General features: G+C 67.0%; 15 protein-coding genes. 2 read left to right on the top strand and 13 right to left on the bottom strand.

Annotated elements, in window-relative coordinates; genetic code table 11:
* Nucleotides 1-26 precede the first annotated feature (26 nt).
* A complete protein-coding gene (locus TSH64_RS00885) occupies nucleotides 27-1,493 on the top strand; it encodes a tetratricopeptide repeat protein (protein WP_109095271.1) in 1,467 nt (488 codons plus the stop codon).
* Nucleotides 1,494-1,591: 98 nt separating this feature from the next.
* Here the strand turns inward: TSH64_RS00885 and TSH64_RS00880 are convergent, their stop codons facing one another.
* Both TSH64_RS00880 and TSH64_RS00875 read right to left on the bottom strand, forming a co-directional pair.
* Nucleotides 1,592-3,268 carry a tetratricopeptide repeat-containing glycosyltransferase family protein gene (locus tag TSH64_RS00880; protein WP_109095270.1) on the bottom strand — a complete coding sequence of 559 codons (1,677 nt, stop codon included), beginning with the start codon at nucleotides 3,266-3,268 and terminating at the stop codon, nucleotides 1,592-1,594.
* Between the two features lie 243 nt (nucleotides 3,269-3,511).
* Nucleotides 3,512-4,681, bottom strand: a complete 1,170-nt coding sequence (locus TSH64_RS00875) for a hypothetical protein (RefSeq protein ID WP_146207965.1) — start codon at nucleotides 4,679-4,681, stop codon at nucleotides 3,512-3,514.
* A 235-nt stretch (nucleotides 4,682-4,916) separates the two neighbouring features.
* Between TSH64_RS00875 and TSH64_RS00870 the strand changes: the two genes are divergently transcribed.
* Nucleotides 4,917-5,828: a recombinase family protein gene (locus tag TSH64_RS00870; protein ID WP_109095268.1), complete on the top strand. Its 912-nt coding sequence runs from the start codon at nucleotides 4,917-4,919 to the stop codon at nucleotides 5,826-5,828.
* 65 nt (nucleotides 5,829-5,893) lie between these two features.
* Here the strand turns inward: TSH64_RS00870 and TSH64_RS00865 are convergent, their stop codons facing one another.
* From TSH64_RS00865 to TSH64_RS00815, 11 genes are all read right to left on the bottom strand, one after another.
* Nucleotides 5,894-6,400, bottom strand: a complete 507-nt coding sequence (locus tag TSH64_RS00865) for a lysozyme (protein WP_109095267.1) — start codon at nucleotides 6,398-6,400, stop codon at nucleotides 5,894-5,896.
* A 148-nt stretch (nucleotides 6,401-6,548) separates the two neighbouring features.
* The gene (locus tag TSH64_RS00860; protein ID WP_247872687.1) at nucleotides 6,549-13,133 is read right to left on the bottom strand and encodes a LamG domain-containing protein; all 6,585 of its coding nucleotides are present in this window, start codon (nucleotides 13,131-13,133) and stop codon (nucleotides 6,549-6,551) included.
* A 1-nt stretch (nucleotide 13,134) separates the two neighbouring features.
* The gene (locus TSH64_RS00855) at nucleotides 13,135-13,344 is read right to left on the bottom strand and encodes a hypothetical protein (RefSeq protein ID WP_109095265.1); all 210 of its coding nucleotides are present in this window, start codon (nucleotides 13,342-13,344) and stop codon (nucleotides 13,135-13,137) included.
* Nucleotides 13,341-13,802, bottom strand: a complete 462-nt coding sequence (locus tag TSH64_RS35185) for a carboxypeptidase-like regulatory domain-containing protein (protein WP_146207964.1) — start codon at nucleotides 13,800-13,802, stop codon at nucleotides 13,341-13,343. The genes TSH64_RS00855 and TSH64_RS35185 overlap by 4 nt, the downstream gene beginning before the upstream one ends.
* Nucleotides 13,799-18,376, bottom strand: a complete 4,578-nt coding sequence (locus TSH64_RS00845) for a phage tail protein (RefSeq protein ID WP_247872686.1) — start codon at nucleotides 18,374-18,376, stop codon at nucleotides 13,799-13,801. The genes TSH64_RS35185 and TSH64_RS00845 overlap by 4 nt, the downstream gene beginning before the upstream one ends.
* A complete protein-coding gene (locus tag TSH64_RS00840; RefSeq protein WP_109095263.1) occupies nucleotides 18,369-19,076 on the bottom strand; it encodes a C40 family peptidase in 708 nt (235 codons plus the stop codon). Before TSH64_RS00840 ends, TSH64_RS00845 begins: the two co-directional genes overlap by 8 nt.
* Nucleotides 19,077-19,118: 42 nt before the next feature.
* The gene (locus tag TSH64_RS00835; RefSeq protein WP_109095262.1) at nucleotides 19,119-19,862 is read right to left on the bottom strand and encodes a phage minor tail protein L; all 744 of its coding nucleotides are present in this window, start codon (nucleotides 19,860-19,862) and stop codon (nucleotides 19,119-19,121) included.
* A gap of 60 nt (nucleotides 19,863-19,922) precedes the next feature.
* Complete coding sequence (locus TSH64_RS00830; protein WP_109095261.1) at nucleotides 19,923-20,312, bottom strand: phage tail protein; 390 nt, start codon at nucleotides 20,310-20,312, stop codon at nucleotides 19,923-19,925.
* 3 nt (nucleotides 20,313-20,315) lie between these two features.
* Complete coding sequence (locus TSH64_RS00825; RefSeq protein WP_109095260.1) at nucleotides 20,316-21,632, bottom strand: hypothetical protein; 1,317 nt, start codon at nucleotides 21,630-21,632, stop codon at nucleotides 20,316-20,318.
* Nucleotides 21,633-21,647: 15 nt separating this feature from the next.
* Nucleotides 21,648-21,971 (bottom strand): hypothetical protein, encoded by a 324-nt coding sequence (locus TSH64_RS00820; protein ID WP_247872685.1) that lies wholly within the window; start codon nucleotides 21,969-21,971, stop codon nucleotides 21,648-21,650.
* Nucleotides 21,968-22,324 carry a hypothetical protein gene (locus tag TSH64_RS00815; RefSeq protein WP_109095259.1) on the bottom strand — a complete coding sequence of 119 codons (357 nt, stop codon included), beginning with the start codon at nucleotides 22,322-22,324 and terminating at the stop codon, nucleotides 21,968-21,970. Before TSH64_RS00815 ends, TSH64_RS00820 begins: the two co-directional genes overlap by 4 nt.
* Between the last annotated feature and the right edge of the window lie 63 nt (nucleotides 22,325-22,387).

Genomic DNA, 22,387 nt, shown 5'->3' with positions numbered 1-22,387 from the left:
CTGCAGACCACCAGCGACGACGAGAGATGAAGGCAAACATCACCCAGGCCGCCCCGGCGCCGTCCCCCCAGGCAGCCTTGCCCCTTCAGGCCTCGCCGCATCCGATATCCTCGGTTCCGGTATCATCGGCTCCCGCACCGGCACCGGCTCCGGCCCCAACTCCGGCAGCCGGCCAGGGCTCCCACGGGCTCAGCATCGAGATGCTGGAAGGGATGCTGGAGCAGAAGCCGCGTGATCCCAACGTATGGAGCGCGCTGGGCGCCCTGCTGCGGCAGGCCGGCAAGCCGGAGGCGGCGATCGCCTGCCAGCGGCGCGCGCTGGAGATCGACCAGCGCCATGTCGGCGCCTGGACCAATCTCGGCAACGTGCTGGGCGACGTGGAGCAATATGCCGATGCCATCGCCGCGCAGGAGCATGCGGTGGTGCTGTCCGGCGGCAACGCCAACCTGCTGTCCAACCTGGTGGTGGCGCTGCGGCACGGCTGCCGGTTCAACCGCGCGCTGGAGATCCTGGACGTCGCCCTGCGCGCCCGGCCCAACGACCCGGGGCTGCTGTGGGACCGCGCCCTGACGCTGCTGCAGGTCGGCCGCTATGCCGAAGGCTTCCGCGATTACGATTCCCGCCTGTCGCTGCCCAGCTACCAGAACCGCATCGCCGACGGCACGATGTGGGACGGCGGGCCGCTCGACGGCAAGACCATCCTGCTGACCACCGAACAGGGGTTCGGCGACGTGCTGCTGACCGCGCGCTATGCGCCGATGGTCAAGGCGCGCGGCGGCCGGGTCCTGCTGGAATGCCATCCGGAGCTGCACCGCCTGCTGTCCGGGCTGGAGGGCATCGACGGCTTCGTGCGCGCCGGCACTCCCTATCCGCCCTATGACGTCCATTGCCCGCTGATGAGCCTGCCGCACCGGCTGGGCACGACCATCGACACGGTGCCGCCGCCCACCCGCCTGACCGTTCCGGCCGAAGCGCGAGAGAAGGCCACCCGGCTGGTTCCCGGCCCGGACGGCACGATCAAGGTCGGCATCATCTGGTCCGGCCGCGTCACCTTCAAGGACAACGCGCGCCGCGCCACCACGCTCAGCCGTTTCCTGCGCTTCCTCAACGTGCCGAATGTGCGGCTCTACAGCATCCAGAAGGGCCCGCCGGAGGCGGAGCTGGAGACGCTTGGCACCTCTACCCTGATCACGCCGCTGGGGCAGCATTTCAACGATTTCGCCGATACCGCGGCGGTGCTGGAACGGCTCGATCTGGTGATCATGACCGACAGTTCGGTGGCGCATCTGGCCGGCTCGCTGGGCCGCCCGGTGTGGAACCTGCTGCAGTTCATGCCCTACTGGGTCTATGGCGACGGCAAGGGCGAGTGGGCCGACACCACCCCCTGGTACCCGTCGATGCGCCTGTTCCGCCAGACCACCCCGGGCGACTGGGACAGCGTGTTCGCCGCTGCCGAACAGGCCCTGCGTCAACTGGCGGCGCTCAGGACCTGAGGGGTCGGACGCGGCCATCGGGCGTCGGGACGGAGCGGGGTGGTTCCCCTGTGCTCACGGCGTCAGGCAATTTCCCGCTCATGCCTGACGCCCCGTCCTCATTGCGCTCCTCCCACGGACCGTAACGCCTGGCCCACCTCGCCCAGCACGCCCCTCCAATCCCCGGGCGTCGTCTGGCGGAAGAGCCGCAAACTCGGGTACCAGGGGGATGTGGCCGCAGACACCCCCCAGAACCACGCCGGCATGAACGGCAGCAGCACCCATCCTGGAATACCAAGCCCACCGGCCATGTGCGCCGTGGTGTTGTCGATGGTGATGACCAAATTCATTGCCGCCACCAGGGAGGCGAAGCCATCGAGATCGCCCGATGGGTCAACGCTTGTTTCATGAAAAAGGCCGGCGATGCGCCGCTCCTGGTCGTCGACACCGTATTGCAAGCTGATGAGCCGCCCTCCGGCTGCCGCCACCCCTGGAGCGAGGGCCGCCACGAGTTGCTCCAGACCGAGTGAACGTTCCGCACTGGCAACCGAGCGCCAGGAGAGGCCGATACACAGCCGGACATCGCAGTGACGGGCCCGCAAGGCGGCAATCCGCTGTGGATCAGCGACCAGATAGGGGCGTTGGCCGGCAAAATCCTCCGGTCGGCGCCGCAGATACCGCGGCAGGTCGCTGGCCGGAACCCGTGCCACACTGTCATCCACCAGAGCGGATGTCGTCACGGCAGAGGGATCGGCAGTTCGCCCCACGACCTCCGTTCCCTTCAGAGAGCGCTTCAGCAAGGAAACGAGGCGGGTATCGCATACGAAACGGCAAGCAATGCCGCTTTCGACCAAGTCCGGGATCAGACTGGCAAACAGGATCTCATCTCCCACCCCAGGTTGCCCCACCACCAGCAACCGTCCAGCCGGTATGGCGGAACCCGACCAGCGTGGCAGATCATCGCCCATTCCTGGCAACGCCGTGGTCTCCCAGCGAGCAGCCAGATCATCCCATCCGCCGGCCATCTCTCCCAGCAGAAGCCGGGCGATACCGCGGTTTACTTTCAGCTCCGAGTTGTCTGATTCAATATCCAGGGCCCGATCATAGGCGGCAATCCCATCCTGTGGCCTGCCCAGATGCACCCGCGCATTGGCAAGAAGGGCATAGCCCTGCACAGAGTCGGGTGCCAGGACGATAACCCGCCTGCCGTATCGTTCCACATCAGGCAACCGTCCTTGGGCTATCGCCACCAGAGCACTGTTAAGCACGGCCTCCACTGCCTCCGGAGCCAGGCGGCGCCCCCGCGCCAAAGCCAACTCGGCCATTTCCTGACATCCCAAGGCATGCAAGACAGCGCCGCGATTGACGTGCGCCATCGCCAGAGCGGGCACAAGCAGGCCCACTCCCCGGAACGCGGCCTCTGCTTGCTTCAAAGCACCACGCCGGAACAGGAGTATCCCGCGCTGGAATGCCGCTTGCTCCATCAGCGGATCGCAGCGCAGAGCAACCCCATAGGCAGCAAGTGCGCCAGCCTCGTCACCCTGCTCCGCCAGCAGAGTCGCAAGTTCGGCAAACATCGTGGCGTCGGCAGGGGATAGGGCGATAAGGCGCTGCAGGCAGCCCAGCCCTGCTCCATAATCGCCGGTCGCCCTGGCGGCTTTGCCCAGCAGGCGCCAGCCATCGGCATTCACAGGATCGGCGCGCAGGACAAGGCGATACAGAGCCATCGCCTCTTCCAGACGCCCGGCGGTGTGGTGATCCGCCGCCAGACGCAGAACGTCGCCAGTCGTCGCCATGACTTCGGTGTTCCTGCTTCAATGCCGCTGCACAGCTCTTTGCGTTCCTTAATGCGCTGGAGAGAGGCTGACCAGAACAATTCACCATCCACACAGCCATCTCCCTTAACCACAGCTGTTGACTGCATCGGTCGATTGCCAACGGTTCATGCAAGCCGTCAGGCGCAATCTGGCTCCCCCGCAACAGGGAACGGGAGAGGGGAGGTGAGGATTTTGCCGGTTTGAATACCGTGCCGTCCCCCCCTACTCCTCGCCTGACACCCCCGCGATCCGGCCATAACGCGCCAGCAATGAGTCCTGCCGCTTCAGAATGCGCTCCAGGTTCGCAAGCGCATCGTCGACGCCTTCGGCCGGTTCCACCCAGCGGTCCAGTTCGACGGAAACCATGGGTGCGATCCCAGGAACGGGCCCGGCGGCGACGGCCGCGGCCCGCGGCGCCACCTCTCCCAGCATCGCCGCCAGATCCTCCGCCACGAAGACGCGGTGAGTGCGCCGGCGTGTGATCTCCACGGCGATCTCCAGCCGCTGCAATTCCTCCAGCAGGTCGGTGGCGGCACTGGTGGCGCAACGCAGCCGGGCAGCCAGCCGGGCCGGGCCTATCACCCCTTCCGCCGCCACCGCATCGACGGCCCGGCGGATACGAGCGTCGCTGCGCCGGTCGCCAACGCGCCGGCGCCAACCGCGCCAGCGATGCAGCAAAGCGGTGAGGCCATCCTCCCCCTGTTCCGCTTGCCGGGCGATGCCGTCGAGGAAAGCGACCAGCCACATCCCGTCCGGTTCAGCGCGGCGGATCGCCTCGACTCCGTTCAGGCAGGGCAGCGGCAGCGGCGTCATCCCTTGGGCGGTGAGATAACGGGAAACAGCCAGACAGGCTCCGCTGCGGTCGCCGCCGGCTTCCAGATGGGCGAAGAAGCCAATTCCGCACGCGACCAGCACCGCTGCTCCAGCCCTGGCATGGGCCTCCTCCATCCGGGCGAGCGCCCCGTCCATGCCGGTCGGAACGAACGCCGGCGGGCTGTGGTCAGAGAGCATCTGCCGCATCAGGTCCAGGGCCAGCATGTTGGCCCCCCAGTCGCGTAGAGCACGCGTCGGCACCTGAGCCAGCAGAGTGCGCAGTCGGTTGGGATCGACGCGGCGGCCCTGACAGTCGGCGATGTCGGCAACGGCCTCGACCCGCGACCGATGCAGCCAAGCCGCCAGGACCGGACTGCCGGTGGTTGCCTGGGCCAGCCGCCCGACAGCCTTGGCGGCTCGCTCCAAGGGACCGAGAAGGAGGAGGGGATCGGAAAGACGCAAATCCTGCATATCTTTATATAACAGATAGTTATGAATTTTTGGCATTGAAAAATCTGGAACCTGTCCAATACACAATATGCTGAAAAAAACGATTTCAGAGGCTTCCGCTTGGCGCACTCAACGTCCGGGGTGTTGGTGCTCACGATCACACTGCCCCCACCCCGCCGGTGATCCTGGCCTTTTGTCGCGCAGCGGATGCCGGAACCAGGGACCGGAAAGCCGGCGCCGCAATCCGGGGCAGTTCCCACCTCGCATCCTGCCTCCATGTTCATCCGGATGGATGAAATCGACTGATATTCTGTACAAAGAGCCCGAGAGGCGCGTTTCCGCCCAGAATGCCCAGGACATCCCGATGGCCCTCGTCGCCTACGCCCGCGTCTCCACCGAAGACCAGTCCACCGACTCCCAACTGCTCGCCCTGCGGCAGGCCGGCTGCACGCACATCTTCGAGGAGCATGCCTCGGGTGGCGACCGTGACCGGCCGGTGCTGGCCAAGGCGCTCGCCAGCCTGAAGAAAGGCGACACGCTGGTGGTGGCGCGCATCGACCGGCTGGCACGGTCGCTGTTCCATCTGCTGGAGGTGATCGACGGGCTGGGGCAGCGCGGCGTGGCCTTCAAATCGCTGGGCGACCCGATCGACACCACCAGCCCGCAGGGACGCTTTGCCCTGCAGGTTCTCGGTGCTGCGGCCGAGTTGGAACGGGCATTGATCCGCGAGCGCTCGATCGCCGGGCTCAGGGCCGCGGTGGCCAGGGGGAAGGAGCCCGGCAATCCCGGCCTGCGCCGACGGGACCCGGCGGCGCTGGAAAAGGCACGGCAGGGCCGCGAGGCCGCTCGCGACGAGCTGGTCGTCGCGCACGCCCAGGAGTTTCTGCCGACCGTCGAGGCTCTGCGCCCGGCGGCACCATGGGATCAGGTCGTGCGGGCATTGAAGGCGCAGGGGCGGACCCGGCCGTGGGACCGCAAGCCATGGACACCAAACAGCCTGATCCGCGCCATCCGCCGGCTGGCCACAGGGGGGCTGGTTCGTCAGAACCTTCTCGATGCGGCACCCAAGCGGGTCGACAGCAACGACCTCGTGCTGATGGTGGCGGGACTGGCGCGGGCCGAGCCCGGCATCACGCTCGATGGCATCGCGCGGCGGCTGCAAAGCATGGGACAGCGCACGCCGCGCGGCGGCCTGCGCTGGAGCCGGTCGTCGGTGAAACACCTGTTGGATCGCGCCAGGGATCAGGGGTTGGTGCGAGGATCGGAAGGGGCGTAGCGGTCGGCAAGCCTTCTGCGCCCCGGCCTGGCGGCGGGACCGGCGACGAGGGGGAAAGCACGGGATCATGCGGGATCGTCGAGGGCCTGCGGCATCGGATCGGCCGCGGCGATCCTGGTCAGGAAGAGAGTGCGGCGAAACAGCAGGGCCTCGGCCTCCCGGCGCTTCACCAGCCCTGGAAGCTGCGTTTTCCTGCCATTGACGGTGGCGTAGACCCAGCGCCCGAACTCGCCGGCAGCCCCCTCATGGTCCCCCATGTTGAGCCGTTTCAGCAGGGTCGAGGACTGGAAATTGCCCCGTCCCAGATTGAAGACGAAGCTGGCGAGCGCACCGCGCTGCCCGCCGGTCAACGGCACTGTCACCAGCCCGTCGACCACGGCCGCCGCGGCGGCGAGGTCGCGGGACAGCAGCGTTTCGGCCCTTTCGGCGGTGATGCTCTGCCCGAGCGTCACGCCGGCGGTGTGGCCGTAACCGATGGTCGGAATGCCGGCCGGGCAGAGATAGGCATCGAGGGACAGGCCTTCGAAATGCTTCACAAGGTCGATGGCGGCCTTGCAGATCGGATCGGGCATGGATCGGGACTCCCGGGCGATAGGTGAGGAGACAGGGTGGGAGCGGATCCGGCGGAGCGCTGCCGGGATCGTCAAGGCAGCCGCGCTCCGCCGGAGCGGGGGCAGGGTCCCGGGGATGGCCCCGGGACCGCCCGCGTCAGGCCCCGCGTCAGGCGACGTAGTCGTAGACGACGTTGACCGGGTAGGGCTTCAGGTTGGTGATGCGGTGGATTTCGGCCCCGGCCGCACCGTTGCGCTTGATCGTGTAGTCGATCTTGGCGGCCCCGAGTTCGTACTCGTCGCGAGCCAGAGTCACCGCATCGACGCTGGGCGAAAAGTTCGGATTGGCCGTCTTCAGCGAGAAGGCGAAGTCGATGGTGCCGTAGCTCTCCACATTCAGGTTTTTGAGGGCATTCTGCAGGGTCAGATAATCGTTGCCGTTGGTGTCGATGCTGGCCCCGCTGTTGAGGGGCACGACAACCCAGGCCGCCCCGTCCCACTTCCGCCACGTCGCCCGGCCGTCGAAGCTGACCAACCACTTGATGCTGGTGCCGGGCGGGGTGGTCTGCGTGATCGTCGCCGAATGGATCGTGCTCCAGTCCGACACGTCGATGCGCGAGGCATTGGCGGTCGCCACGTAGAAGGGGCCGGTGATGTAGCTCGCGCCGTAGGGGATGGTCGCCGGGCTGAAGGTGGCGGTCTGCCGCAGCGTGGAGGACAGCCGCATCTCGTCGATGTAGCCGACGAAATTGCCGGTGCCGTCGTAGGCGCCGCCAAGATAGAGGGCGCCGGACGTGTCGGTCCGCACGACCGGCCCGCTCACCGTGGTCTTCTTGACGCCGTTGATGTAATGGGTGACGACGCCGTCAGCCCCCACCGTGACCATCAGATGGGTCCAGGTGTTGAGCGCGATGGCGGTCAACTCCTTGCAGTTGTTCGCCATGTTGTTCCAGCGGAACACCGGGTAATTGGTGCCGGATTCCAGCCAGAGTTGCCAGGTTTCGTTGGTGCCGTCCCACTTCTGTGCGATGATGTTGGTGGTCGAGGTGGTGGGATACACCCAAGCTTCGATGGTCAACGCGTTCGCCCCGGACATCCAGGCGGCGTTCGACAGCACCTGCTTGTTGCCGTTGGAGCTATTGCCGTACAGACTGCCGGACCCGAACTTGGTCTGGGCGGTCGAGACCGACAGGGAGCTGTTTCCCGAAACGACGGTCGGGGCGATGTAGACCCCATCCTTCACCGTACGGGCGTTGTTGGCGGCGGAGATCAGCGCGCTGTTGCCAGACAGTTCCTTGACCCACTTCTGGCCGACCGCGCCGTTGAACTCCCACATCAGCGTGGTCATGTCGTCGGCGACCAACGTTGCCGGGGTGAAGTTGGCGGTATAGCGCGGCTGGCCGTTGGTGACGCGGATGGCATCGAAGGATATGGGGAAGAAGCCGCTCGATCCATCGGCCCAGGCACCGAGGGCAAGAGCGTAAGTGTTGTTGCTGTAGTAGGGGTTGACCTGCGGACTGGTCGGCGACGCCCCGGCGGTACCGTTGCTGTAGAGCGTGTAGCCGCGTCCTTCGCGCACCAGAGCGAAATGGTTCCAGCCGACCGTCGCATTTCCGCCATTGACCGGCAGATTGGTGCCGCTGCTGTCCTGACGGACGTTGGCTTGCATCTGGCCACTGGCAAGCAGGTAGACGTTCAACGCGATGCCGTAGGCGGGGGCGCGCAGGTCGAGCAGCGCGGCGTAGGTGCTGATGCCTGACAGCGAGGCGACGTAGAACCAGCCCTCGATACAGAACTTGGTGTTGGTGCCAAAATAGACCGGGTGACCGGCACTCGGAGCGGCGAACGTCATAGAGGCGTACTGACTACTACCGTTCATCGCCAATGCCGTGCTGTGCCCGCCGCGCGTCTGCGTTGCGGCAAGAGTGGCGCTGCCCTGGAAGGTCAGGGTGGGAGTGATGGCGTCGCCGAAGGCGTTGGTGCCGTAGCTCGACCCGCTGCTGTCCAAAGTTACTTTGTCGCCGTTGGCCCCTTCGAGATGCAGCAACAGGACGGTGCGAGCGTCAGCAACGTGCGGAACGGTCGGCGGCGTGAAGTTGGATGTCCACACCGCCTCACCGCGCTTCAGACGGATTTCGTCCATATAGCCGTTGAGATAACCGGCATTGTAGAACTCACCGAAGCGCCAGAATGGGTTGCTGCCGTGGAACAGACTGGCGGTGCCGACATTGATCGCCGAGCCCTGGAGCACACCGTTGACGAAGATGTACAGATTGGGGCCGCTGCGGGTAATGGCGACATGCGACCATGCGCCGGTGGCGATAGTGAAACCGAGGCTGTCGACCTGAGTGGTGCCGTTGGTGCTGTAGACCAGCTTGTATTGATCGGTCGTCGTCGTCGCCCGGATGCCGAAGGACGACAGATTGGTGCCCATCACCGAGTATCCGAAGACGCTGCCGGTGTCGCTCGTCCAACTGATCGGGTAAATCTGGAAATCTATGGTGAAGTCGTCCGATCCGAACGCGAGATCGGCGTGGAACTTGTTGTCGTACTCGCCGATGAAGATGCCGCCACCAGCACTCTGGTTGCAGTAGGCGCTCGACGCGCCGAACTTGGCCTGCGCCGTGGAGAGCCCCGAACGGCAGAGGACGGAGCGTCCGCTGTTGGCGCGATCCTTCAGCACCTGCCCGCCATGGCCGTCGTCGAAGCTGAACAGATGGACAGTGTCGGCATCGGTAACGAATGCGGCGGTCGGCGGGGTGAAGTTGGCGCTGTAGCGGGCGATTTTGGAAACGCGGACCTGATCCAGCCAGCCAAGCAACCGGTTGTTGGGTGTGTCGTAATAACTCCCAAGGGAGATTGTGTGCGCGACGTAGGCCGTGGTGTCTGCCCAAGTTCCAGCCGACACGCCTCCGACATACAGCGTCGTCACCCCGACACGGCGCACCAGAGCGATATGGTACCAATTGTCCGACGCGAGGACGGCGGAGGTGATCCTTACCGCCCCGGCCGCATAGAACTGCACCTGACCGCCCGCGATATAGACGAGTTGGTTCGTGCCGGGGGAACTTCCCGTGCGGCAGTCAAAAATAGCTGCTTGGGATACCGACGAAGGCCGCACCCAGGTCTCATAGGTGAAATCCTGTGTCGATCCCCAAGCCAACTTGTAGCTGGCAGGAACAAGCCACGACGATGAACCATCGAACCAGCCGCAATGGGTGCCGAACGGCCTGATGCCGCGCTCGTCGATGATCTCGGTCGAGCCGTTGGCGCCATCGGCGTGGATCAGCAGCTTGGTGGCGGCGTCGACCCCGCCGCCCCCGGCGGTGCTGTAAAGCTGGAACTGGCCGCCGACCTGATCGGTGCCGGTGGCGGCGTTCTCCTGGGTGTATTGCGCCTCGGTGTTGTAATCGACGTTGAAGGTCTGACCGACGAACTGGCTGTAGACCCCCAGGATGGACTTGGCGGGAACGTCGAGGGTGCCGGTGGCGGGAAGAAGCGTGACAGCCGACTTGGTAACGGAGTTGGTGGCGCTGTTGGTGACGAGCGGAGCGCCGTTGACGGTCGGCTGAGCCTTGAAATCGACGGCATTGCCGGAGACCGTCACGGGCAGGTTGCCCGCATGCCAGACATTGTTCCCCATCCATTGGAGCGACGTCATGTTGGCGAGAAGGATGTTCGACCAGGAGATCGCCGCCCCGGCCGACTTGCCGTAGCCGTGCGCGCCGCGGAACCAGAAATTCGGGCCATTGACCCCGTCGTTGCTGACGGACATGCCAATGTCCATTGCGTCCTCTCCACCGACAGAGAGGGTGGGCGAGGTGCTGCCGGTCGTGTTCCAATACCAGTGCTGGCGACCCATGCCGTCCTGGGTCATGTAATAGGCCGGGGCTGTGCCGCCGGTGCGGGTCAGCGTGCCCGTGATCGTCGGGTTGGCGGCGTCGAGCTTCGAGGAGGGCGTGAAGTTGCCCGTATGCCAGACATCCTTGTTGTCCACCTGGATGCCGCCGGCAACGTTCAGCCTGGCCCCGCCGGTCGGCATCGCGGTCGTGCCGACGGCAGTCAGCGAACCTCCCTCGGAGATGGCGAAATTCTGCCATGCGCCGGAACCGTAAGCGCCGATCCGGCCGAAGCCGCCAGCGTCATTCCATCCGACGAATGTGTACTTCGATCCGCTGGTATTTCCCACATGGAGCGCCTCGGCCCGCGCAGAGTTCTGGATGCTGAGCGTCGAGCTGAAGGTGGGATCGGCGGCAAGCTGCGCATAGCGCCCATCCGCCGCGGCGCGATCCGGAATGTCCGTGCCGTTGGCGACGCCGATGGTGCGCTTGGCGCCGGTGCCCGCCCCGGTCTGCACCAGCACGCCGGCGGTGCTGTCGAGCGAGGCGAGGGAGGTCAGCAGAGCCGGCTTGCTCTCCACCCCGGACCAGTCCACCGCCGAAGCGCGTGCCGCAGTGTAGGCCCGGTAGCCCGCCGCGTTGCCAAGATTGCTGTCGTCGACGACCAGATACATCAGGCCGCCGGTGCCGCCGACCTGCACCGTGTCGCCCTTCTGCACCTGGGCGGTGGTCAAGGCGAAACGCTCGGCGTCGCTGGCGACCGGGTACAGGCGTTCCAGCGCGCCCGCCGGCAGACGGGCGATGTCGATGGTGCCGGTCAGCGCAGACGCCGCCACCGCCGTCACCGGGATGGCGATGTTCTGGGTGCCGTCGAACGAGGTCGCCGTGCCGGTCGCCCCGCCCGACAGGGCGATGGTGCGGGGCGTCGTCAGCCTGGCAGCACCGGCCGCCTGCCCGGCAGCGATCATGGCGGCGATGGCGGCATCCGTCTGCGCCTTGCCGTAAGCGGTTGCGGTGCTGTGCAGCTCGCCGCCCTTGTAGCTCGCCGTCCGGCCAGTGGCCGGAACGATCTCGACCGCTCCGTCCTCCGTCACATGAACCGAGCCGCCGCCGTTGGCGATGCTGTCCTGCGACAGGGTGGACAGCCGGTGGTCGATCTCCTCCAGTGCCCCCTGCACGGTGCCGGCGGTGATGTTGCCGGATGCCGCCACCGGCGCGGTCGCGGCATCGAAGCCGAAGGAGACCGCGTGGTTGCCCGGGCTGAAGGTGAGCTTGCCGCCCGGGGCCTGCACGAGGTTCAGCAGGGAGCCGGGGTTGTCGGCGGCGAAGCGCTGCGAGGCGCCGTCGCCGACGATGCCGAAGTTGGAGCCGCCGACGATGGTCGCGGCGGTCTGGGCATGGCCCTTGGCCTGCTCCGACCAATGGAAGGCGGAATAGACGCCCGGGCTGGGCTGATAGCCGACGGCGCCCTGGGCGAAGGCCTGGGACAGATCGCGGGCGCCCTGCGCCTCCGTGCGGGCGGCGACAGCCAGATCGCGGGCGGCGGTGGCATCGGACTTGGCCGAGATCGCGTCCGCCGCCGCCGTCGCCGACGTCTGTGCGCTGTTGGCGGCGTTGGTCTGCGACTGACCGGCCTGGGAGGCCGCGACCTGCGCCGCCGTCATGGAGGAGACTGCGCTGTCGCGGGCCGCCTCCGCCGCGGTCCTGGCCGTGGTGCTGGCGGTCCCGGCGGCCTCCGCCTGCTGCGCGGCGGAACGGGCGATGTCGGCGGAGATGGCGGCGGCGGCGGCCTTGGCGCTCGCGGTCTGGGCGCCGGTCGCGGCAGCGGCGGCAGCGGCCTGCGCAGCGGTTGCCGCACTGTCGAGACCGGCGGCACTCTCGGCGGCGGCGGCGGCGCTGCCGGCGGCCTCCGTCGCCTTGCCGGTGGCGACGGTTGCCTGGGAAGCCGCGTCCAGGGCGTAGGACAGCGCCGACTTCAGGCTGCCGGAGACCGGGGCGTCGGTCTTCACCGCCCAGTCCTGTGCCTGCGTCCGTGCCGCCACCGCCGCGTCACGCGCCTGCTGGGTGGCATCCCGCGCAGCGGTCGCGGTGTCGCGGGCCGCCTCGGCCGCCGTTCTGGCGGACAGGGCGCCAGTTGCCGCCGTGCCGGCTTCGACCCGCGCCTCCAGCACGATGTCGCGCGCCGTCTCCACGGCGGCAAGCGCCGCGGTGGCGGATGCCTCCAGCCCGGCGGCGGCGGCGGCACTGCCGGCGGCCTCATCGGCACGCTGGACGGCGATGGCCGCCTTGGCGGTCGCGGTCGCGGCGGCAGCGGTGCTTTCGCCGGCCTGCGCGGCGACGGTCGCGGCGGCTTGCGCCACGGCCTGCCGGTCGGCGCCGACGACCGTTATCGCCGCCTTGGCGTCGGCGGCAGCCTGCCGCGCCGTCGCCACATCGTCCTCGATGGCGGCGATGATCTGTGCCGCATGCTCCACCACCCCGTCGTCGAGGAGCTGGAGCAGGCGGGCCGGGCTTTCGACCAGACGGGTGATGCCCTTGCTGTCGGTCAGCGGATATTTGCCGTCGGCATTCGGGCCGCCGTTCGGGGAGCCGCCGAGCCAGTCGTCATACTGGTCCTCGCGCACCGCCCATTTCGCGACCATCGCCGCGATCTCGCCGGCCAGTTCGGCATTGGACAGGGTCGCCGACGCGGCGATGACGGCATAGGGGGAGGAGGCCGCCGTCTCGCCCTCCCAGGGGCGGTCGAGGGTCAGCGTGTGGTCGTTGGCAACCTCACGGATCTCGTAGAGCGTCCTGCCGTCGGTGGTGAAGGCGGAGCCGGGACGCACGACGCCCATCCACATGGTGCCGGCGCCGGCGACGGCGGCCGATCCGGGGGTCAGGGCGACGGTGCCTTGGCGATACCAGCCGGCCATGTCAGTTCTCCTCGCTGGGGGTCGTGTCGGAATAGGGGTAGAGCGCGCGGATCGCCGAGAAGTCGGCGCGCATGCGCTCCCATTTGGCGGGGTCGCCGTTCAGCATGTCCTGCTGGGCTTCCAGCTGCCGGGCCGCCGGCCATGCGGCGAGGTAGGCCTGCTGGCGCAGCTTCGCGATCTCGTCGCGGGTGCGGACTGGGATCACCTTCATGGCGTGATCTCCAGAACGAAATGGGCGTCATGATGAGGCCAGGCGCTGACGCGTACGTCGTAGGTGCCGGGCAGATCGTCGTAATCGAAGCTGCCATCCTCGACCCTGTAGGTGCCGACCGCACCGGAGGCGCGGCAGGTGACGGTCACGGTCGCCGGAATGGGCAGAGCGTCCAGACTCTCGATTTCGGGACGCGAGAGTACCGCGGGTTCGGAGCCTGAAAGATCGACGTAGTCTTCGAAGACCGAACCCTTCGCCTGCAACCGCTCGCAGCCCGGAAGATGCATATGCGGCACTTCCAGCGGCCCGATGCAGGCGGTTTGCCGAATTTCACCAGTTTCCGGCTTATAGAAAACGTAGGAAGAGCTTACGTTTTCATTTTGCTCTGAAGCTGCGCCAGAACCATTCTGGATGATCGGCGGAGCTTCTCTCTTGGTCTTTTTAAATGATACAGTCATTTCCTCAACTCCACTGCTGAGATTGCGCAGTAGAAATTGCGTGGATTTCGCCCATAGGCGTCAGATGTTGCTGTTTTCCAGGTGTAATAACCTGGTCCTGGATGCTCTATCCACGCATAGGCAACGGAAACCCAAGATGGAGACCAGATCTCTGAACTGCTCTCGCCGCCACCGTAGCCAGTAACGATGTCGATCTGCCAACCACGCACTGCGGTGATCAGCACACGTTTCCCGATTGTCTGAAGACCGACGGTCGCGTCCCACACCCCCTGCGCCGCATTCATATTGGATGTGGCGAAGTCTTCGATCTTCTGGCCCCGGATTGTCAGATCCTGAATGTGCGCACTGGAGATCGTTGCATCCCTGATCTTCGCGCTGTCGATCGAGGCGTCCTGGATGAAGGCGGCGGACATGGAGATGCGGGGCACCCCATCCACCCGACCGATGACGAAGGGATGGTCGATGCTGCCCCCGGGGCCGGTAATGCCGATCAGGAAACGGTCGGCCCGCACATAGAACTCGGATCGCACCCCGCTCTCATCGGCCGGGTCCGAGGAAAGACCGAACCCGCTGATGGCGCCATTGTTGTCGATCTTGACCGTCCACTGCCCCGACAGGCCGTTCGTTACTTTCGAGACCTGCTCGATGGACGAGGTGTGATTGCCGACCGTGCCGCTGAGAATGTTTACCTTGCTGACAGCGGATTTAGCCTCCGTAACCGCCAGGTTGACGCTTTCCTGAAAAGACCCTGAAGCATCTTTTATCGCCACGAACGCGTTGTCGATCCGGCTGGCAAGGGCACCGACGGCGTCGGCACGGGCGGTCTGCTCGCTGGTCAGCCCCGCCTTCACGCCATCGACCGATGCACCGATCGTATCGAGGCGCGTGGTCAACGCGCCGGTCGCCGTCGCGTTGGCGGTGATGCGGCTGTCATAGCCGGCCAGGCTCTTGTCATAGCCGGCGACGACGCTGTCGATCCGCTCGGCATTGGTCCGGCTGTCGTTCGCCGTCGCAGTCAGCTTCGCCTGCACGCCGGCCAGATTTCCGTCCCAGGCCGCGACCACCGTGTCGATGCGCGTCGCCGTCGCCTCGTCCGCCGTCACCAGGGCGGTCAGCTCCTCCTTGACGGTGGCGATCTGCCCGTCGAACTGGGCGGCGACGGTGGTGACCCGGCTCGCCAGTGACTGCGCGTCGTCCTGGACCTGCCTGACATCCGCCTTCACCTCCGCGACGTCGGCCTCGCGCTTGCCGATCTCGCTGCGGATGCGGCCGTAGCTGTCGTTGACGCGCACCAGACCCGACGTGACCGTCTCGGCGATCTTCTCGATCCCGGCAATGCGCTCGGCCATGAAGGGAGCGAGCTTCGATTCCGAGACCAGCTTGTCGGCGAGGTCGTCGTGGGAGATCTGCTCGGTGGTGGCGCCGGTGCCGATGTTGGAATTGACGTCGCCGACATTGCCGCCGAGATCGACGGCGCGCACCCAGTAGTAGCGCGTGACCAGCCCGCCCAACCCGGCGCGCACGAAGGCGTTGCCCTTGACCGTGCCGATGACGGCGGCGGCCGACAGGTCGTTCGCCGCCCCCTCCAGCACCTCGATGTGGGAGAGGTCGGTGTCGGGCGGATTGACCCAGGACAGGGCGATCTGGCGCAGCCCGCCTTTGGCGACCAGCCCGGCGGGCTGGCCGGGCGGCGTGCCCTTGCCGTGCACCGTGGCCCGGATTTCCGCCGGCACCGAACGGCGCTTGTCGTAGGCCAATGCCGTGATGCGGAGGGTGTAGACGCCCTCCGCCGCCGGCTCGATGTCGAAGCTGCCGGCGCGGGTGACCTTCCATTCCTGCCACTGGCCGCCCGGCGTCATCACGTCGGCGCGGTAGCCGGCGATGCGGGCATCGTCGCTGGGCGTCCAGCTGACGGTCAGCCGGGCCTGCGGCAGGCCGTTGACCCAGTAGGCGCTTTCCACCGCCGCGAGGTTGGCGGGGGAGGGGATGGCGTTGGCGGCGCTCTGGGTCGCCACAGGCTCGATCTGCACGCCCTCCTCGACCCGGGCATATTTGCCGGGCTCGTGCAGAAGGGCGGTGACCTCGTAGACGCCGGGCGATTTCTCGGTGACGGCGCGCACCCGGAACAGGCGCGGGGCGAGGTTGGTGGCGGTCAGGATCCACACCGCATGCGGCTGCGGCACCGCGCCGCCGAGCGGAGCCGCGTCGATGACGAGCTGGCCGGTGGTGTGGTCCTCAAGCACCGGGCGGCGGACCGGACAGTCGACCAGCCGGCCGTCCGGCAGGGTGAGTGCCAGCACGTGGCTTTGGTTGGCTTCCAGCGTCACCGTGTCGTCGAGGGTGACGACCTGCCGCTCCGGATCGTAGGCGACCAGCCGCCCGCCGGTGCGCACCAGCGCCCAGTTCGGGTCGGCCAGCTTGACCACGTCGCCCGGCATGACGTCGAGATGGTCGAAGGAGCAGCGGTAGGTGACGGTCTCGGTCTCGTGCTGCTCGCTGTCGAGCATCCACAGGCCGAGGCGGCGGGCCTGGCTGCGCCGGGTGCAGCCATAGGCCGTCGCCTCGATCGGCCGCCAGCCGTAGCGCTGGATCATCCCGGCATTCTCGACGACCTCGACCGTCGGGCGGTAGCCGTCGTCGGGGTCGTTGAAGGTGATCAGCGCCGCGGTGTGGCGGGCCTTCAGCGCCGTGCCGGAATAGGTGAAGCTGCCGCCGATGACGTTGGCAGGGGTGACCAGCTTGATCGGGTCGGCCGGCATGTCGGCGCGGGCCAGCACGCCGCCGGCCGACCAGAAGATCAGGCCGCGGAAGGTCGAGGCGATGGACTGGAGAACGCGGTAGGCCTCGGTCCGGCCGGAGATCACCCCGTTGAAGGTGAAGCGCGGCTCCATGATATCGCGGCCGCCGGTGTCGGTCCGGCCCGACTTGACCGGCTGGTCGCAATAGACGCCGATGGTGTAGAGCGACCAGCGGTCGACCGCCTCGGCGGAGATCGACTGGCCCAGGCCGTAGCGCCTGTTGGTCAGCAGGTCGTAGAGCACCCAGGCCGGGTTGTCGCTCCAGGCGGTCTTGAGGCTGCCGTCCCACTGGCCGGTATAGCTCCGCGTCTCCGGGTCGTAGTTGGAGGGGACCCGGATCTTCAGGCCCTTGACGTCATAGGCCCGCTCGGGGATCGAGTTGCCGAACTGCTCGGCCTTGACCGTCAGCGCGACCAGCGCCGAATTGTCGTAGCCGAACTTGGACTCGACGATCTCGGCATAGTGCGACCAGGAAAAGCTGTTCTGGATCGCGGTGCGGGGCGGATCGTCGGTAACGCGGGTGACGCGGATGTCATATGGGCTCCTGCCCAGCTCGCGCAGCCCGACCTTGTAGGACCGCTCATAGGCGCTGGTCGTCTTGCCGGTCACCGTATCGTTGACCAGAACCTTCCAACGGCCGTCGGCCGCCCGCCCCTCGATGGTCAACTGCACCGCCGATCCGTGCAGGTTGCCGTTGGAGGTGTCCTGCTCGGTCAGCGCGTTCCAGCGCAGCACGATGCGGGCGGCGTCGACCTCGTCGCCATGGATGGTGCGGACGACCGGGGCCGCCTTCTTCACCTCGCTCCCGACGGCGACGGTGGTCTCGCTGGCGGTGAAACCGCTGATCGGCTCCTGCGAGGGAATGCCCCGGCGCTCTTTCCAGGTCACGCCTTTGAAATTCTCCGTCCCGTCGGAGGCGATCAGCGGCGTGCCGTCGAAGTAGATGCTCCTCCCCTCATTGACCAGCCCGGCGATCTCGCCTTCGCTCAGCAGATCGATCACCCGGGCGGTCGCGGCGGATTGCAGGCTGTTGGGATCCTCGGTGGCGCCGGAACCGCCGCGGCCGGACTTGCCGCCGCCCTTGGCCCCCTGGATGCCTCCTGCCGGACCTCCAGCCGAAACGGCGGTGACGGCGGATGCCGCCGGCTGGGGCTGGACGGTTCCGACCTGCTCCGTATCCATGCCGGAGGAGATGACGGTCGAACCGACCCAGCAGCGGCCATAGACCAGGGGAACCGACCCGCCCTGTTCGGTCACGTTGACCGGGCCGGAGAACAAATAACTCTGCTTGCTGTCCGGCAGGTTGGCCTTGGGGGTCGGCGACAGCATCTGGCTGATGCCGGACAGCATCATCGACGCGCCGAACAGTGCAACTGAGCCATAGGTAACGCTGAGGCCGACCCCTCCAATCGTGACCTCAGCGCCCAACGCCAAAGAGGTCCCACCCGAGGGGATAGACGCAGCCACCGCCACGACCATCACCAGCGCGCCCATGATCGCCTTGCCGGCGCCGCCGTTCTTGGCGCCGGCCGGAACCGGGATGATGTGCAGGTCGGCGTTGCCCAGCCCGAGCGTCAGGGTGTCGAGGGTCAGGTCGATGCCGCCGCGCGAGCGCGGGCCGCGGACCAGCCGGTAGGAGCCTTCGCGGAAGATCTTCTCGAAATCGGGATGGTTGGCGGCGAGCGCCCGGATCGCCTCGGCGGCGTCGCGGACCTGATAGTCGGCAAGGCGCCCGAATTGGCGGCCGAGCGCGCCGTGCAGATGGATCCTAGCCATGAGCGAGATCCTTATGACGCAGGATGTGGACGATCTGCCGGTGCCAGGGACCGAAGGGTTCGCGGCGCGACAGGCGGCGCGGCAGGTGATGCAGCAGCAGGCCGCCGTCGAGGACGACGCCGGCATGGTTGGGCACCGGCGACAGGACGGTCATCAGCGCGACGTCGCCGGCCGCCGCCTCGCCGGAACGGACCACCGAGAAGCCGGCATCGGCGAAATGGTCGAGATAGAGGTTCTTGCCGGCGTGCCACCATTCGTCGTCGCGCGGGAAATCCGGCAGCCGGATGCCCCGCTCCAGCTGGAACCAGTCGCGCACCAGGGCGTAGCAGTCGGTCACGCCGTGGCGGAACTCGCGGCCGAGCAGATCGGGCGCCGGCACGCCGTCGCCCCACAGGATCGGATCGGAGCAGCGTTCCCCGTCGGTGGCCAGGATCGCCCAGGGGACCGCGCTGTCGATCTGGCCGCGCATGTCGGCGGCCGACGGGTGGAGCGGCCCGTCCGGATGGCTGTGGACGATGGCGTCGATGGCGCCGGCATGGGCGAGGTAGTCGGCATCGTCGATGCGGAAATGGGCCGCCGGGTCGGCGGCGCGGTTGGACAGGGGCCGGTAGGTGCCGGCCACCACCAGACCGCAGCTCTCGCGCGGATAGTCGGCCAGGGCATGGCGCTTCATCGCGAGGATAGCGTCAGCGGTGAACATGCGCTGCTTGCTCCTCTGGCTGTGAGGGGAGCGGCACCCGGATCAGACCCGGACCCGGGAGACGCCGGGAAAGCCGCCGAAGGGCAGGAGATCGGTCGTGTTGGGGTAGCGCAGGCGGCAGTCGGTCAGCCGCTTGCCGCAGGCATCCCTGGCCGGATCGGTGCGCTCGCCGGTCGCGGTGAAACAGATGTCGCCGGAATAGGGGCAATCGACCCCTTCGGCCGACCATCCCGATCCGGTCCAATGGCGGTAGCGGCGGGTGCAGCCGTCGCGCAGCACCTGCCGGCCAGGGAGCATGGCGCCTTCCTGGTCGATGGCCGCCGACAGCTCGAACTCGACATGGGTGGCGGTGTGGGCGCTCTTGCGCTCGATCCGGTAGAGGTCGGGCGGGAAGAAGGCGAGCGGGTCGGCCTCCGCCCGGCCGTCGAGATAGCGGTCGAAGGTGCGCAGCCGCCTGACCTTGGCGCCGAGCAGGTCGGAGAACTGGTAGATCAGCGCCGAGATCTGGCGGTTGATGTTGGCGATGCGCAGGCGCGGCGTCGGCAGCGCCCCGGTCGCCGTCCATTCGAACCCTTCGGTCTCCATCTCGACCGGGACATAGGCGATGCCGCCGAACAGGACCGGCTCGCCGCCACTGCCCGAGGGTGTGAAGTGATGGATCGTGCCGCCGGGATACATGGTCAGGTCCAGCGTGAACAGCGTCACATAGGCACCGGGATCGGGCGACTGGGCGGCGGCGGCAAGCGCCGGCCGTTCATCCCATTTGGGGATGTTGGTCTGGCTCATGGGGATTCCTTGGATGGGCGCCGCCCCCGCCGTCGAAGGGAGCGAAGCGGCCGCGCGGGGTCAGAGGTCGAAGACCTCGACGAAGGTCGCGGAGATGCTGGAGAACAGGTAATGGGTGCGGGTGCGCTTCCATTTGCTGCAGATCCAGCGCCGGCGGTCGGGTTCGCCGGGCGGCTTCCACAGGAAGCTTTCAGCACCCCGCCGGGCCCGCAGGAACTCCTCGATCGCCCGCGCCTGGTCGGTGTCGAGATACTCCCAGCTCAGCGAATACTGGTCGCGGATGTTGTGGATGCCGTCGGGCGCCCGCTGGGTGTAGCCGTCGCCGAAACCGGCGGTCAGCACCTTCACCTCCGGCTCGATGGTGCTGCCGGTCACCGGCGGACAGGGCGGCAGGAAGACCGGGACACCGTTCTGGCTCGTGGCGGTCTGGCTCGTGGTTTCGCCGGCCATCGCTCAGCCTCCGTAGCTCATGTTGTTCAGCATGCCGCCGGGCCGCATCTGCTGGCGCAGCTCGTTGCCCATCATCGCGCGCAGCTGCTCCTTGACCGACGCGCCGATCCGCTCGGCGAACGCCTTGTCCTGCTCACGGTCGCCGGTGGAGCCGCCGGCGACATTCACCGTCACCGACTGGGTGACCGCAGGACCGCCATCCTGCGCCGCCTGGATCAGACGGTCTGCGTTCGTCATTTGTTCCGGCGTGAAGACAGCCTCGCCCTTGCGGGCGATGATCGGAACCTCGCCCGCCACCAGACCGCCGGTGTGGAAGCGGGGAGCGCCGGCGAACAGGCCGGGGGACACCATCCGCCCCGCCCGGCCGGTTTCACCGACGATGCCGCCGGTGTGGAAGAGCGCCGAAAAGAAGCCGGCGATGCCCGACAGGATGCCGCCCAGCGGCCCTTCGGGTTTGAGCAGCGAGGAGAAGAGACCGGAGATGCTGGACATCAGGCCGCCGAGCAGCCCATCCGACGTGAAGAGGGAGGATATTTTCGACCAGATGGTGCCGAGCAGGCTGTCTGAAGTGAAGAGAGAGTCGATGAAATTGAAAAGTCCGTTGCCGGTGCCGACCGATCCGCCACCAGCTGCCCCATTTCCATTCGCGGACGTGTCAGAGGATGCTTTGGCTTCGTCCTTCTTGTCCGTTTGGGCGGATGCCGACGGATTGCCGGCCTTCGCGGCGGATTTGCCGTTTTCGGGGATGCTGGTCTTGAAGCCCAGCACGTTGAGCAGCCCGGCGCCGGTCTGCTCCGCAACCGACTTCACGAGGAAATCCCGCAGCTTGTTCCGCATGGTGGTGAACAGCTTCTGAAAGGCGGGACCGATTTGCTGCTTGCCGGTCACGACGCTCAGCACGCCTTCGCTCCAACCGCTGAGCAAGGTTTGCAAGCCGTCGCCGAAGCTGGCCTGCACACGTTCGCCGAGCGGACGCAAGGCAGCGCCCATCACCTGATTGTACTTCTTGGCGGCCTCGTCGGTCTTCTGCGCCGCTGCGTCCGGCGGAGCGCCCGTTTCAGCCTTTCCGCCGGTCTGATTCTGGGCAAGCATTCCCGCCGCACTGTAGGGTGCCGCGAAGCGGCTGGCCATTTCATGCGGTGTGATCAGATCCTCAGCGGCCTTATGAATCTCGCTGATTTGCTGATGCAAGCTATCCAGCTGGGAATTGGTCTGCACCGCAAGATTGGTGATGCTACCATCCAGGCGTTTGATGGAAATGGTGAAATCCTGGTTTTCGATAACCAGTTTTACAGTCGGGCCGGCGGCGTTTTCAGCCATGGTTTTCCCTTTCTGTTAGCCGAAGCGGGCGCGCAGTCTGGTTCTGGCCTTTTCGGTCAGGCCCGGCTCCCCGGCCGCCCAGCCGCCATCGGGCAGCTCGGCGAAGGCGAGCGGCGTGCCGACCCGCTGGCGCAGCCGGTCGTGCAGTTCGCGGGCGCCGATGCCGGCCGCCGTCAGATGCACCGGCAGCCAGTCGGCCATCTCCTCCGCGCGCAGCCGGTCGATCTCGTTGAACAGGGTCCAGAACATCCGCACCGGCAGCGCCAGCAGGCGCAACGGGTCGATGCCGTAGAAGCGGCTGACGCGGGCGAAGCAGTAGGCGAAGTCGAGCCGCGTCAACGGGCCCGACGGCTCCCCCGCTTGCCCGCCCGCGGCTCCCCCGGCTGGCGTCTCCCCGGCGGCGGCTCCGCCGGATCGATTCCGCGGATGAAGGCCAGCAGGACCAGGAGCTGCCCGAGATCGAGGCCGAGGATCTCCTCGCGCGGGGTGTCTTCGAGATGGCCGGCGATCACATCGACCAGGATCGGGATCTGCGCCCGCTCGCTGCCGGCCTCCTCAAGCTTCCGCTCGATGTCCCCGGCCTGCAGGAACTGTTCGACGGTCATGTTCTTCAGGATGCGCTCGCGCCCGCCGATGACGACGCTGCGGGAAACGCGGAACTCATCGAGGTTCAAAATGGTGGGCTGGGGCATGGAGGCTCCCGGTCGCTGGTGGCGGGCAAGGTCCGCGAGGGCGGCCACGGGGACGAAAGCCCC

The organism is Azospirillum sp. TSH64, assembly GCF_003116035.1.
GTDB lineage: Bacteria > Pseudomonadota > Alphaproteobacteria > Azospirillales > Azospirillaceae > Azospirillum.
The sequence above is the reverse complement of the archived record's forward strand: the minus strand, read 5'-3'. Positions and strand labels throughout refer to the sequence as shown.